Annotated in this window: 14 protein-coding genes; 10 read left to right on the top strand and 4 right to left on the bottom strand. The window is 70.5% G+C overall.

The annotated features are described in order from the left end of the window. Positions 1-73: 73 nt before the first annotated feature. On the bottom strand, positions 74-1,255 hold the full coding sequence (locus tag ACIRR9_RS05235; RefSeq protein ID WP_403747741.1) for a Gfo/Idh/MocA family protein: 1,182 nt from the start codon (positions 1,253-1,255) through the stop codon (positions 74-76). 119 nt (positions 1,256-1,374) lie between these two features. Here ACIRR9_RS05235 and ACIRR9_RS05230 point away from each other — a divergent pair, with 119 nt between their 5' ends. The 4 genes from ACIRR9_RS05230 to ACIRR9_RS05215 all read left to right on the top strand — a co-directional run bounded on the left by ACIRR9_RS05230 (position 1,375) and on the right by ACIRR9_RS05215 (position 5,904). After that, positions 1,375-2,409 (top strand): LacI family DNA-binding transcriptional regulator, encoded by a 1,035-nt coding sequence (locus ACIRR9_RS05230; RefSeq protein WP_403747739.1) that lies wholly within the window; start codon positions 1,375-1,377, stop codon positions 2,407-2,409. A 436-nt stretch (positions 2,410-2,845) separates the two neighbouring features. Next, positions 2,846-3,934, top strand: coding sequence for a sugar ABC transporter substrate-binding protein (locus ACIRR9_RS05225; protein ID WP_403747737.1), 1,089 nt, complete (start codon positions 2,846-2,848; stop codon positions 3,932-3,934). 99 nt (positions 3,935-4,033) lie between these two features. Next, a complete protein-coding gene (locus ACIRR9_RS05220; protein ID WP_403747734.1) occupies positions 4,034-5,104 on the top strand; it encodes an ABC transporter permease in 1,071 nt (356 codons plus the stop codon). Between the two features lie 2 nt (positions 5,105-5,106). Continuing rightward, a complete protein-coding gene (locus ACIRR9_RS05215) occupies positions 5,107-5,904 on the top strand; it encodes an ATP-binding cassette domain-containing protein (RefSeq protein ID WP_403747731.1) in 798 nt (265 codons plus the stop codon). Between the two features lie 621 nt (positions 5,905-6,525). Here ACIRR9_RS05215 and ACIRR9_RS05210 read toward each other — a convergent pair. Continuing rightward, positions 6,526-7,542: a Gfo/Idh/MocA family protein gene (locus ACIRR9_RS05210; RefSeq protein WP_403747729.1), complete on the bottom strand. Its 1,017-nt coding sequence runs from the start codon at positions 7,540-7,542 to the stop codon at positions 6,526-6,528. 147 nt (positions 7,543-7,689) lie between these two features. Beyond that, positions 7,690-8,313 (bottom strand): DedA family protein, encoded by a 624-nt coding sequence (locus tag ACIRR9_RS05205; RefSeq protein ID WP_403747727.1) that lies wholly within the window; start codon positions 8,311-8,313, stop codon positions 7,690-7,692. 459 nt (positions 8,314-8,772) lie between these two features. Between ACIRR9_RS05205 and ACIRR9_RS05200 the strand changes: the two genes are divergently transcribed. From ACIRR9_RS05200 to ACIRR9_RS05190, 3 genes are all read left to right on the top strand, one after another. Continuing rightward, a complete protein-coding gene (locus tag ACIRR9_RS05200) occupies positions 8,773-8,895 on the top strand; it encodes a hypothetical protein (protein WP_403747725.1) in 123 nt (40 codons plus the stop codon). A gap of 56 nt (positions 8,896-8,951) precedes the next feature. After that, complete coding sequence (locus ACIRR9_RS05195) at positions 8,952-9,992, top strand: FUSC family protein (protein WP_403747723.1); 1,041 nt, start codon at positions 8,952-8,954, stop codon at positions 9,990-9,992. 134 nt (positions 9,993-10,126) lie between these two features. Then, positions 10,127-10,666, top strand: coding sequence for a hypothetical protein (locus ACIRR9_RS05190; RefSeq protein ID WP_403747721.1), 540 nt, complete (start codon positions 10,127-10,129; stop codon positions 10,664-10,666). Positions 10,667-10,702: 36 nt separating this feature from the next. Here ACIRR9_RS05190 and ACIRR9_RS05185 read toward each other — a convergent pair whose 3' ends face one another. Beyond that, positions 10,703-11,080 (bottom strand): hypothetical protein, encoded by a 378-nt coding sequence (locus tag ACIRR9_RS05185; RefSeq protein ID WP_403747718.1) that lies wholly within the window; start codon positions 11,078-11,080, stop codon positions 10,703-10,705. Positions 11,081-11,102: 22 nt separating this feature from the next. Between ACIRR9_RS05185 and ACIRR9_RS05180 the strand changes: the two genes are divergently transcribed. From ACIRR9_RS05180 to ACIRR9_RS05170, 3 genes are all read left to right on the top strand, one after another. Further along, positions 11,103-11,465, top strand: a complete 363-nt coding sequence (locus ACIRR9_RS05180) for a zinc ribbon domain-containing protein (RefSeq protein ID WP_403747716.1) — start codon at positions 11,103-11,105, stop codon at positions 11,463-11,465. Next, a complete protein-coding gene (locus ACIRR9_RS05175) occupies positions 11,466-11,618 on the top strand; it encodes a hypothetical protein (RefSeq protein ID WP_403747714.1) in 153 nt (50 codons plus the stop codon). Between the two features lie 166 nt (positions 11,619-11,784). Then, entirely contained in the window at positions 11,785-13,332 is a 1,548-nt protein-coding gene (locus ACIRR9_RS05170; RefSeq protein WP_403747713.1) for a hypothetical protein, read from the top strand. Positions 13,333-13,391 lie beyond the last annotated feature (59 nt).

Below are 13,391 nucleotides of genomic sequence, written 5' to 3'. Positions count from 1 at the left end.
TCTCGGGTGCTTCTCGGGTGCTTCTCGGGTGCTTCTCGGGGGTGGCGGGGCGGGTGGGGCGAACGGCCCGGGGTCACTGGACGGTGACGGCCGTGCCGCCCGCGTCCGCGGAGGCGACGATCGCGTCGATGACGCGCAGGTTGTGCAGCCCGTCGGCGAGCGTGGGGCAGGCCGGCAGTCGGTCAAGGCCCGCGATCTGCTCCAGGAAGGCGCGGGCCTGCCAGACGAAGAACTCGTGCTGGCCGTGGCCGACGCTCGGGAAGTCCATCGGCAGGCCGCCCGCGACATAGGGGTGGTCCGGGCCGACCACCACGCGCCGGTAGCCGTCCACCGGGTCGGAGGACGCCGAGTCGGCGATGGTGAACTCCGCGGCACGCGACAGCTCGAAGGTCGCCGCGCCACCCTGGGTGAACACCTCGAAGCCCAGCGAGTTGGCGAGGCCCCGGGCGATACGCGAGACCGAGAAGGTGCCGACGGCACCGGAGGCGAACGTCGCGGTGAAGGTGGCGATGTCGTCGTTCTCGACCCGCTCGCGCTCCTGGCTCACGGCCACGTCGGACGAGTGGCCGACGGCCGTGCCCAGCGGTACGGGCCGCTCGTGCACCTGGGTGGAGAGCACGGCGCCCTGCACGCTCCGCACCGGACCGCAGAAGTACTCGCCGAGGTCGATGAGGTGGCTGCCGATGTCGGACAGCGCGCCCGAGCCGAGCGGCCCGCGGTAGCGCCAGCTCATGGGGGCGTCCGGGTTGTGCCCGTAGTCGCACCAGTAGTGCCCGTTGAAGTGCTGGACCGGCCCGAGCGAGCCCTCCAGCACCTGCTGCCGTACGGCGTTGATCGCGGGTGAGCGGCGGAAGGTGAAGCCGGTCGCGGCCACCAGACCGGTGCCCTCGGCGGCCTTCACCATGGCCTCGGCGTCGGCCACGCTCGGCGCGAGCGGCTTCTCGCACAGCACGTGCTTGCCGGCCGCCAGCAGGGCCTCGACGATCTCCCGGTGCAGATGGTTGGCGACCACGACGCTGACCGCGTCGATGTCGTCCGCCTCGACGATCGCCCGCCAGTCGGTCTCGGCGCGCTCGTAGCCGTAACGGCGGGCGGCGTCCAGGGCGAAGGGCTCGTGGGCGTCGGCGACGGCGACCAGCCGGACCTCGGGCAGCCCGGCGCCGTACAGCGTCGCCGCCTGCCGGTAGCCGTTGAGGTGGGCACGGCCCGCCATACCGGCCCCGATGACCGCCACCCCGATCGGTCGTGTGCTCATGAGGTTCCTCTCCGGCGCGGCTCTGCACCGTGGCTCTTTAAAGCGCTTTAAGTGCTGGTACTATCTGCGGCGTCACTGGCAGATGTCAAGGGTGTTGCCGCAGAACGACGGGAGGCCGCGTGGAAGAGCCCGGTTCCAGCGCCCTCGCGGGCGCCAACGGCGCCTCGCGTCCCCGGCTGGAGGACGTGGCCGCGCGCGTCGGCCTGTCCACGGCATCGGTGTCACTGGTGCTGCGGGGCGTCCCGGGTCCCAGCGAACGCACCCGGCAGCGGGTCCTGAAGGCGGCCGCCGACCTCGGCTACCGCCCGGACCGCACCGCCAGCGCCCTGGCCAGCAAGCGCAGCCGGCTGCTCGGCGTCATGATCGACATCCACAGCGCCTTCCAGGCCGAGCTGGTCGAGCACCTGCACACGGCGGCCGAGGAGGTCGGCTACGACCTCGTCCTGAGCACCCACACCCGCACCCGCACCGAGAGCACCGCCGTCGAGACGCTGCTGGCCTTCCGCTGCGAGGCGCTGATCCTCATCGGCTCGGTGGCTCCCACCGCCGTCCTCGCCGACCTGGGCCGCCAGGTGCCGGTCATCTCACTGGGACGCCGGGTCACCGGAGCCGGCGTCGACGTCGTACGCAGTGCCGACGACGACGGGGTGGGCCAGATCGTCGCCCACCTGGTGGGTCTCGGCCACCGCGCGATCGCCTACGTCGACGGCGGCAAGGGCGTCATCGCCACCGACCGGCGCCGCGGCTACCGCACCGCCATGCGCAACCACGGCCTCGACGCGCAGATCAGGGTCCTCCACGGGGACCTCACCGAGGAGGCCGGCGACCGGGTCGGCAAGCACCTGCTCGACGGCGGCGAGCTGCCGACCGCGGTGGTGACGTTCAACGACCGCAGCGCCATCGGCATGCTCACGGCCCTCCGGGGGGCCGGTGTCGACGTCCCCGGTGATGTCTCCGTCGCGGGCTACGACGACGACACCCTGTCCCGGCTGACCTGCTTCGACCTCACCACGGTCAGCCAGGAGGCCGAGGAACAGGCCCGGCAGGCCGTGGTGGCCGCGGTCGAACGCCTCGACCAGGGCCGCACCGCCTCCCGCGAGATCGTCCTCGCCCCCTCCCTCGTCGTCCGCGGGACCACGGCACCTCCGCGCTGATCCGGGCCCACCGCACCGTCGGAGTCGGCCGTGCGCACCATGGGGCGCGACCACACGGGCCAGAAATGCATGGCCAATGCAGCTTTTCCCGGGCGAATAACGGGACTATGCGCATTTACGGGCAGAGCCTTGACACGTATCGGAAACACAAGCATGCTCTGGCCACCCCTTAAAGCGATTTAAAACAGCGCGGAACCCTCACTCACCATTCAGTCCGGTATCACCGCGACCGGTGCCGGGACGCCCCCGCGACGAGCCGTTCCACCGATCGCCGACACCTCTGTGCCCGACCACGCGAACCGCACGGCACCGCGAACGTGCCGGCCTTCCCCGGGCCTGCGTGCGACCCGCTGCACACACCCGCACAGCCCGAGCCCTGCCCTGCCCGGCCCCGCTCAAGCACCGCCCGGCACCACACGAAGGAGCACCCCAGCACATGGAACGCACGCAGACCCGGCAGCCGTCCGGCCGCCGTCTCTCCAGAAGCGGCCTGACCGCACTGAGCCTGCTCGCCCTGGCGTCCACCGCGCTGACCGGGTGCGCCAGCGGCAAGGCCACCGGCGACGACACGGGCACGGCGACGGCCTCCTCCGGCGGCGGCACGACGTCCACCGCGAAGACCGGCAAGGTGTCCCTCGTCGTCATCGGCGGCAAGTCCGACGACCCGTTCTGGTCCACGGTCAAGCGCGGTGTCGACGACGCGGCGAAGCTGGTCAAGGCCGGTGGCGGCACGGTCACGTACCTCGGCCCGGCCAACTACGACAACCTCGGCCCGGACGTCGCCAAGCTGACGCAGACCGCGGTCTCGCAGAGCCCGTCGGCGATCCTGGTACCGGACTGGGTGCCCGAGAACCAGGACTCTGCGATCAAGGAGGCCATCGCCAAGGGCATCACGGTCTTCACCTACAACTCCGGCGGCATCACCGCGGCCGACAAGGTCGGCGCCCTCAAGTACATCGGCTCGGACGACTACCAGGCCGGCAAGGCGGGTGGTGTCGCGTTCGCCGAGGCGGGCGCCAAGAACGTGCTGTGCGTCAACACCGTGCCGGGCGCCGCCAACTCGGAGGCCCGCTGCAAGGGCATCAAGGACGGCGCCGCCGGCAAGGGCTCGTCCTCGAAGCAACTCCCGCTGCCCTCCTCGAACTTCGGCAACCCCTCCGCCGTCACCCAGGCCATCAAGGCCGCGCTGCTCAAGGACAGCAGCATCGACGCCGTGGTGACCATCGGCGTCGGCGACGCCGACAGCGCGGCCGCCGCCATCAAGCAGGCGGGCGTCGGCAGCAAGGTCAAGCTGGGCACCTTCGACCTCTCGCAGAGCCAGCTCGACCGCATCAAGGCGGGCAACGAACTGTTCGCCATCGACCAACAGCCCTACCTCCAGGGCTTCTACGTCGTCTCGATGGCCAACCAGTACCTGTCCTACGGCGTGCTCCCGCCGCAGAACCCGATCCTGACCGGCCCGCTGCTGGTCACCAAGGACAACGTGGACAAGGCGATCGCGGGCACCAAGGCCGGCGTCCGCTGACCCACCCCGTCCCTGGCGCCGGGCCTCTCCCCGGGCCCGGCGCCCCTCCCCCACCCTGCCGCGCGGCACAACCGGATTCCCAAAGGTGACTTCACTCCGATGACAACCTCACTTCCTGACACCACGGCCGAGAAAGAGACCGCCGTAGCCGCTCCTCCGAAGCAGTCCGAGAGCATGCTGGGGCAGTTGCGGCATCGTCCCGAGGCGGGCGCGCTCATCGGAACGATCACCGTCTTCGTCTTCTTCGCGATCTTCGGCGGGACCAAGTTCCTGGCTCCCGCGGGCGCGGCGAGCTGGCTGAACATCGCCGCCGAACTCGGCATCATCGCGATCCCGGTCGGCCTGCTGATGATCGCCGGTGAACTCGACGTGTCGGTGGGCTCGGTCCTCGCGGGCAGCTCGATGACCCTCGCGATCGTGTCGGGTCACTGGGGCGCCCCGATGATCGTCGGCATCCTCCTCGCCCTCGCCCTGGGCCTGCTGACCGGCCTCCTCAACGGCATCCTCGTCACCCGCACCAACGTCCCCTCCCTGGTCATCACCCTGGCCACGCTCTCCGCGATGGCGGGCCTCACGCTCGGCCTGTCCCGGATCGCCACCGGCACCACCAGCGTCCCGGTCAGCCCCGACCCGCTCTCCAAGGCTCTGTTCGGCACCCTCATCGCCGGCCAGTTCGAGGTCGCGATCTTCTGGTGGCTGGGCCTGGCCGCCGTGGTCACCGTGCTGCTGCAGCTGATGAAGTACGGCAACTGGATCTTCGCGATCGGCGGCGACAAGGAGAGCGCCCGCGCCACCGGCATCCCCGTCGACAAGGTCAAGATCGCCCTCTACATGGCCAGCGGCTTCGGCGCGGCGCTGGTCGGCGTGATCCAGACCATCCTCTACAACGGCGCCCAGGTCGCCAACGGCCAGTCCTTCGTCTTCAACTCCATCATCGCCGTCGTCGTCGGCGGCGTGCTCCTGACCGGCGGCTACGGCTCCGTCTTCGGCGTCGTCCTGGGCACCCTCACGTTCGCGATCGTCAACCAGGGCATCTACTACACCGGCTGGAACTCCGACTGGGCCAGCCTCATCCTCGGCATCCTCATCCTCGCCGCGGTCCTGATGAACAACACCTTCCGCCGCCTCGCCCTGTCCTACAAGCCCCGCACCGCGAAGAAGGCAGCCTGACCATGACCACCCCCCTTCTGCGCCTGACCGGCATCGACAAGTCCTTCCTGGGCACCAACGCCCTCACCGACATCTCCCTCGAAGTCGACGCCGGCAAAGTGCTGTGCCTGCTGGGCGACAACGGCGCCGGCAAGTCCACCCTCATCAAGATCCTCTCCGGCTTCCACAAGCCGACCTCCGGCACCATCGAGATCAACGGGGAGAAGGTCGAACTCGACAGCCCGCGCGACGCGTCCGCGCGGGGCATCGCCACCGTCCACCAGTTCGGCGGCACCTTCCCCCTCATGGGCGTCGGCCGCTGCTTCTTCGTCGGCGCCGAACCCACCAAGGGATTCGGCCCGTTCAAGCTCTTCGACAAGAAACTCGCCGGCGAGATCGCGGTCCGCGAGATGCAGTCCCTGGGCATCACCCGCGTCACCGACGGCAACCGCCTGGTCGGCAGCCTCTCCGGCGGCGAACGCCAGGCCCTGGCCATCGCCCGCGCCGTCTACTTCGGCGCCAACGTCCTCATCCTCGACGAGCCCACCGCCGCCCTGGGTGTGAAGGAGGCCGCGCACGTCCTGCGGATCGTCATGCAGGCCCGCGCCAAGGGCGTCGCGGTCATCCTCGTCACCCACAACGTCCGCCACGCCATGATGGTCGGCGACCACTTCGCCGTCCTGATCCGCGGCCAGAAGGCCGACGACTTCCAAAAGGGCGAACGCACGCGCGAAGAGATCACCGACCTGATGGCCGGCGGCGAGGCCATGGCCCACCTCGAAGCGGAGCTGGCGCAGCTCCAGGCCGACGCCAACGGCTGAGCCGGGTGAGGCACGGTCGAGGACCCTGCCTCACACCGCGTCTTCCCCGAAGCGGAGAGCAGGGATCAACTCCCTCTGCTCTCCGCTTTGTTCTGTGCACGTGATCCTCTGAGGAAGCATCGCCGGGATGCGTACCGAGCGAGCGAGCTGTTCAGGGCCGATCCGCCCTGCGCAGCTCGCTTGTGTGCTGTCGCATGCGTGCAAACGGAAACGGCGACAAGGCGGCGGCAAGCACATGCGGGACAGCGGCGTCAGTCGGCCGGGCGACGGACAGACGGAAGGGGCGAGTGCCTCACGACCCTGACCGACGATGCAGAACAAACGTGGGCGGTCGCCCGCCCGCCTTGCCAAGCCGGACGGGCCAGCGGTGGTGGCGCACCAAGGATGCCCGCCGTACCCCTCGTAGTACCGCCGCACCCGTCACGCTGGTCCTGCCCCTCGCGCCCGTCCTGCCCCTCGCGCTGGTCCTGCCCGTCGCGCCCTCGCACCCGTCGCCCTGGTCACCTGCCGGAAGACGGCCTGCCCCCGCAAAATGACATCGGCCGCCCGCTCTCAGGAGCGGACGGCCGACGGAGTGTCGCCTGTGTCAGGCAGGCAGGGCGTGGAAGCCGGGAGCGGTGCTCAGTCGGTGCCGCCGTAGAAGGCGGGGCGGGGCTTCATGTCCGTGGTGATGATGCGGCCCGTCTTCCGTGCCTCGACGGTCGCGTTGGAGATGACGGTCGCGGCATAGCCGTCCCAGGCGGACGGGCCGCTGGGCTCGTTGCCGGCGGCGATGCCGGCGATCCACTCGCGGAACTCGGTGTCGAAGGCGTCCACGAAGCGGCCCACCCAGTCCGTGAGCACGGCCGTGCTGTGCCGACCTGCGGTGCGGACGCCGACCGCGGCCGGGTCGGGCAGCCGGACCAGACCCTCCTCACCCACCGCCTCGCACTGGATGTCATAGCCGTACTGGCAGTTGACGAAGACCTCCAGGTCGATACGGACACCCTTGGCGGTCTCGAAGAGCATGATCTGCGGGTCCGTCAGGTGCTCGAACCGCTTGCTCGTGGAGCGCGGCAGGACCACCTGGGCGGAGACGATCTCGTCGTCGAGGAGCCAGCGCAGTACGTCGATCTCGTGGACCGCGGAGTCGAGCGCGGCCATGTCGGTGTGGTACGACTCGGGCACGGTCGGGTTGCGGTGGGCGCAGTGCACGACGAGCGGTTCACCGATCGTCCCGGAGTCGATGACCTGCTTCAGCCGGCGGTAGCCGGCGTCGTAGCGGCGCATGAAGCCGACCTGGACCAGCCGGCGGCCGTGGGCCCGCTCGGCCTCGACGATGCGCAGGCAGTCCTCGGCGGTGGTGGCCAGCGGCTTCTCGCAGAAGACCGGCTTGCCGGCGGCGATCGCGTTCAGCACGTGCTCGGCGTGGGTGGGGCCCCAGGAGGTGACGAGGACGGCGTCGACGTCGTCCGCGGCGACCACGGCCGCGCCGTCGGGCAGCACCCGGGCACCGACCGGCTCGGCGGCCTCGGCGGCACGGGCCGGGTCGATGTCGGTGACGGCGGTGACCTGGGCTCCGGTCACGGTCTCGGTCAGTCTGCGGATGTGCTCCTGGCCGATCCAGCCGGCCCCGATCACTCCTACGCGTACGGTCATGGGGGTTTCCTCGTCCACGGAGACGGATGGATTTAGAGCGCTTTAAAAGACCCTCTGAATCGAGAACCATGCCGCCAGCCAAATGTCATGTCAATAGGTTGTTGCCGCGAGGTTTCACCCACCCGCAGGCCCTGGACGCCCGCATGGTCAGTCCCGATGCCGGCGGCGCCATACGTGCCGGAGGACGAGTGCGGCGACCAGGGCGGCGAGGGCGATGAGGGCGTAGAGCTGGTAGCGGCGGATCTCGTCGTAGATGGCGGCGATGTGGGTGCCCGCCACATAGGCGAGGCTCGCCCACAGGCCGACCCACAGCGCGGCACCGATGGCGTTGAAGACGAGGAAGCGGCGCCAGTGCATGCCGCTGGTGCCCGCGATGATGCCGTTGACCTGGCGCAGTCCTTCGACGAAACGGGCGACGACGACGATCTTGCCGCCGTGGCGGGTGAAGAACTCCTCGGCCTTCTGGAAGCGCTCCGGGGTGATGAACACATAGCGGCCCCAGCGGTGCACGAAGGCCCGTCCGCCGGTGTGGCCGATCAGGTAGCCGATGTTGTCGCCGACGACGGCGGCGGTGAACGCGATGGCCGCCACGGCCGCGATGTTCAGCTGTCCCGCCCCCGCGTAGATCCCGGCGGCGATCAGGATCGTCTCTCCGGGGGCGGGCACACCGAAGTCCTCCAGGAGGACCACCGCGCCGACGGCCCAGTAGCCGTAGTGGGTGAGCAGCGTGGCCAGGTGGGCCAGCGGGCCCGGAAGCGGCGGGGCGGCCATGCCCCCACCGTACGCGGCCGTCGGGCCCGGGTGCCGTCAGCAGGGCAGGGCGAGGGCCGCCGCCCCCGCGACCGCAGCTGGTCACGGCGGTCACCGCCAAGAAGCCCGGCGCGACACAGCGGATCAAGCAGGACCCGCCGCCCGCGCTCTTCACCGACGCCGAGATCGCCGCGATCGGGAAGGCGGCGGACGCCCAGCGCACGAAGGCCGACGCCCTCTTCGCCGAGTGGCGCAGGACCCACGGCACCGCCCGCGACGACAAGGCGTTCACCGCCTGGGCGGCGCAGCAGGTCCCGGCCCCGCCGTCGGCGAAGGAGCGCACCGCCGAGCTCCGCGCGGACCAGCAACTCGCGAAGACCGGGTCCGTACTCCTACCCCTCCCGGCACGCGGCCCGGTCCGCCGCGGCCGGCACCCTCCTCGGCGCCCTCTCCCCGCACCGCATCGCGGAGTACCGATGGATGCAGGACGAGGTCCTCTACTCCCGCCTCTACATGGCGGGCCACGTCACCGGCGACCTCACCGCCGGCACCCTGCTCGGCGACCTGGTCGGCGACTACGAACTCGCCGCCGGCGGGCACTGACCCCCCTGGTCGTCACCGGAGGGCGGCCGGCCACGCTGTGTGCCTATGGTGGGCGGGTGACGGGCGCTTCCCCGTGGACGCAGGTGCGCCGCAGGCTCCGGGTGCAGGGGCCGTCGGCAGCCCGGATCCTGGTGATCGCGGTGCTCTGCTGGCAGGCGGCGCTGTGGGCCGGGGCCGATCAGCCGCCGGTGTTCGCCGCCATCGTTCCCCTTCTGTGCCTGCGCGGTGACTCCGCCTCCTCCCTGGCGGCACTGCTGCTGAGGATCCTCGGTGTGATGGCCGGAGTGGCCCTGGGCGTCACCGTGGTCAATCTCTTCAAACCGACCACGGTCGTCCTCGCCGTCGTGCTGGGGCTGGCCCTGCTGTGCGGGACCGTCGTCAGTTCCGGGACGACACTGAACGTGCAGGTCGCGGTGACCTCGCTGCTGGTCTTCGCCAACCCTTCGCCCGACTCGTACGGCCTTGCGCGGCTGTGGGAGAACGCGCTGGGGGGCGCGGTCACCGCTGTCCTCGGTCCGTTGCTCTGGCCGCGGAACCCCCGTCGGGAAGCGGAGACGCTGGCGCGGCAGTGCGCGGACGGTCTGGCGGAGGGCGTGGTGCGCAGCACGCGGGCGATCGGGGCGCCGGACGCGGCGTGCGCGAACCGGGCGTCGGCACAGGCAGCGGCGGACAGGCTGCGTGGTTACGGGGCCCAGGCGCGGGAGGCGGAACAGGCCATGCGGTTCAATCCGCTGCGGCGGCGCCACCAGGACGAGGTGACCGAACTGGGCGACCGGATCGACCGCGCGGTCCGGGCGGCGACCCATCTTGTGACCCTGGCCGTCGAGGTCGAGATCTGCACCGTGCGCCACGGGCCCACCCCGACCCTCTCCCGGGCCCGGACACAGCTCCTCCCGGTCGCCGAGGCCACCGGGCGTGCCCTGGAGGCCCTCCTCGCGGGGCGGGATCCCCGCGCGGACACGGACGTCGCGCGCGCCGGACTGGCCCGGTACACGAGGGACGACACCGCACCTGTGGCCGTGGTGCTGCGCCGACCGTTCGGCAAGATCCTCGACCTCTGCGACGATTCCCGGCCGAGGGCGGGGGCCGGTTCCTGACATCGCCGCACCGTTGCCGACGGACGACGCACCTCCGGTCCGCTCAACAGATGGACAGCGTGTCCACGGTCCGCCATGCTGCCTTGGCGGTACTGGGCCCGTGTGGGCCGTGTTGTCCTAAGGGGCGGGGATCGATGGAACAATCGCAGGTCGGGGCTGTGCCGCCGGAGCGCATCCGTTTCCGGTTGACACCCCTCCAACGCCTGCTGGCCGTGCTGCCCGCCATCGTCATCTCGCTCTTTCAGGGCCTGTCCTGGTTGGGCAGGGATCCCTACGGTCCTCCAACCGTCCTGCTGTTCGTGTGGGGGGTCGTGCTGGTCGTGGGACTGATCGTCCCGCGGTCCACCGGGGTCACTCTCACGCCGTCCGCGGCCATCGTGCACAACTTCCGCCGCAGGACCATCCTGTGGTCGGACGTCCAGGCCATCCAGATCGAGCCCCTCATGGGAAACCGGGCCGTCGTGATCTTCGAGGCGGGCGGCCGCCGGACCCGCCTGCGGGCGCCGAGCACCGGGTTCCTCAGCTGGGATCGCGGCTTCGAGGAGAAGTTCCACACCATCGGCAGGTGGTGGCTGGATCACCGCGGCCCGGACTGGACCCCGGTCCCGCCGCCGGCGATGCCGTGGGGTGGCCCGCTGGGGCCCGACGGAAACCCCTACGCCCCTCCCGCGTAGTCGACGACCGTCGCCTGCCGCCGTGCGCTGCGCCGCTCACTTCGCCCAGTACTGGGCGAGGGCCCCTTCCCGGTACGGGGCGGGGCTGACGCTGAGGTCGCCGGCGAAGGGGCGGTCCAGGACGAAGACCAGGAGCAGGCTGAAGCCGCCGAGTCCGGCGACCGAGGCGACGAACAGGACCTGGACCCTCAGTTTCCGCATGCCGTACAGGAAGGTGAGCGGGACCAGGACGAGGGCACCGCCGATGGCCAACGCCTGGAGCAGCGACGGCAGTTCCTGGCGGGCCATGGTGATACGGGCGCGGCGCTGGGAGGCCACGTCGTCGAGATGGCCGACGGCCTGTTGCTCCGCGAAGGGAACCGCGGAGCAGCCTGGCAGGAACGTTCGCCAGAAGGCCGGGCCGAACCGGGGCATCCTCGCTCAGGGCTGGGGCCTGTTGCGTCGGCGCACCGAGCACAAGGCTCCTGGCCGGGTCGAGGACGTTCCTGCGCCTTACACGAGTCTGCGGTGCAGTGCCTGCGGGTGGATCGAGAAGAAGTCGCGTAAGAGCCAAGCCGACTTCATCTGCGTGTCCTGCGGCTTCACCTGCAACGCCGATGACAACGCAAGCATCAACATCGCGGCAGGACAGGGCGGGATCCCCCGCCCCCGGCGAACAGCCGGTGCCGGAGGGGTGACAGCGGCCACCAGCCGTTTGAGCGCCCGTGAACCTCAACCCGCCTGGGTTGGAATCCCCCTCTTTCAAAGAGGGGGAGGATGTCAAAGGGTGACGATCACGAACGCGAGGATGATCCCGTAGATGGCGCCGAACATCCCCGGCGTCACACCGACCATGTCGTTGCGCTCCCCGTGGGCCACCAACGGTTACCTGCGGCGCAGCAGCAGACTGCGGACGACGGCCAGCGTGAAGGTGCTGAAGTGGTTGAGCAACCATAGCGACATGTGCACGTGAGAGCCCGATGCGGGCGAACGGCACGGAGGGCGCGGGTCCGCCGCCTGTCGCCTGCCCCTCACCTCGAATCTGCCATGTCCGTGACACGGCTAGGATTGGCCGACTTCGGGGTTTCAAGGGGGAGTTGATGATGATGGTGCGACGAAGATCGCTCACTTTCGTCGGTGTGGCCGCGCTGGTACCGCTGATCGCGTCCGCCGCCTCCGCCACTTCCGCGCAGGCGGCGTCGGCCTCACTGACCGTCACCACGCTGGGGCGGCACGGCGGCAAGGTCTCGACGACGGTCACCGTCGTCAACGCGTCGTCCGGTCAGACGTACCGCGTCAAGTCCGGCAAGCGGATCAGCCTGCCGTCGGGGCGCTACATCGCGATGACCGACATCTACGAGAGCGCCACGGACGGTCTGGGCACCGACACCATCGGTGCGGCGGTCGTCCAGGTGTCGGGCAGCAAGTCGGTGACGCTCGACGCGCGCAAGGGCAAGGCCGTCAAGGTGTCGCTCGACACGCCCGCCGACGTGACCGCCCCGCCGCGGATCAGCGCCCAGGTGTGCGCCGCCGGTATGGACATGCCCTCCGCCTACAGCGCGGGCGGCTGGAACGACGAAGGGGCGCTCTACGCCATCCCGAACTCGTCCAAGCTGCTGCAGTTCGGGTACCTGGCGCAGTGGTCGGGCAACGACAGCTACGTCGCCGTGAAGAAAACCACGGGCATCCCGGCCGCGCCCGGCGGGTCGTTCAAGCGGTCGGGGCTGGCGGCGGTCCGCTTCTCGGTGCGCAGCGGAACGCAGATGGGCAGTCAGGTCTTCACCGCGCTCCAGGCGGCGCCGAAGGTCGACGACTGCACGACCGACCTGATGGCCGGGGTGCGCGACGACAACGCCCCGTACAGCGCCACCGTCCATGTGACTCCCGGGACCTGGCAGCCGCGCGACGACATCTTCGGCAGCAACGGCGACAACGTCAGCGGCGGCTTCCCGAAGCTCAGGACGCTGAAGGCGGGACAGAGCTTCACCCAGTCCTTCGGCCGGGCCGCGTGGGGTCCGATGACCAGTCTGCCGGTGCTCGGGCAGAAGTCCATCGGCTTCTCTCCGGACGCCCTGATCGGCGACCCCGACATCGGCGGCGGCTGGGGGGACATCACGAAGGAGACGGTGGTCCTGTCCAAGGGCAGCACCACCGTCAAGAAGCAGACCCTGACCGACTGGCGCACCGGGCCCGCCGAGTTCTCCGCCGGCATCCGCTCGGCCGGCTGGTACCGCCTGACGGTCGACGCCCACCGCTACCGCCCGGGCATCACCTTCCCCGTCGGCATGCTGTCGCCCCGGGTCACCCTCGACTGGCACTTCAAGGTGGCCGACCCGGCCAGGGCGATCGTCGCGCCCGTCTTCCTGACCCGCTTCCTGCCCACCGGGCTGAACAGCCGCAACCAGGCCGCGCCGAGCAGCACCACGACGGTCGACGTGACCGCCGGGCGCAGCTCCCAGGGCCCCGACGCGAAGCTGACCAAGGTGACCGCCAAGGCCGTCAAGGTCTGGTCGTCCGCCGACGGCGGCAAAACCTGGAAGGCGGCGACCGTCAGGCACTCCGGCTCGGTCTGGCAGGCGTCCGTCCACAACCCGGCCTCCGGCGCCGTCGCCCTGCGCTCCGAGGTGACCGACTCGGCCGGGGACCACTCGGTGGAGACGGTGTACCGGGCGTACGCCATCGGCTGACGCCCTCGGCACCGGCATAGCGGGAAGGGCGGCCGTACACCGGGGTGAGCGGCCGCCGA

Source organism: Streptomyces sp. NPDC101234, assembly GCF_044767525.1.
Taxonomy (GTDB): domain Bacteria; phylum Actinomycetota; class Actinomycetes; order Streptomycetales; family Streptomycetaceae; genus Streptomyces; species Streptomyces sasae.
Note: the sequence above shows the minus strand (reverse complement) of the source record. Positions and strands in the feature narration are given on the sequence as shown.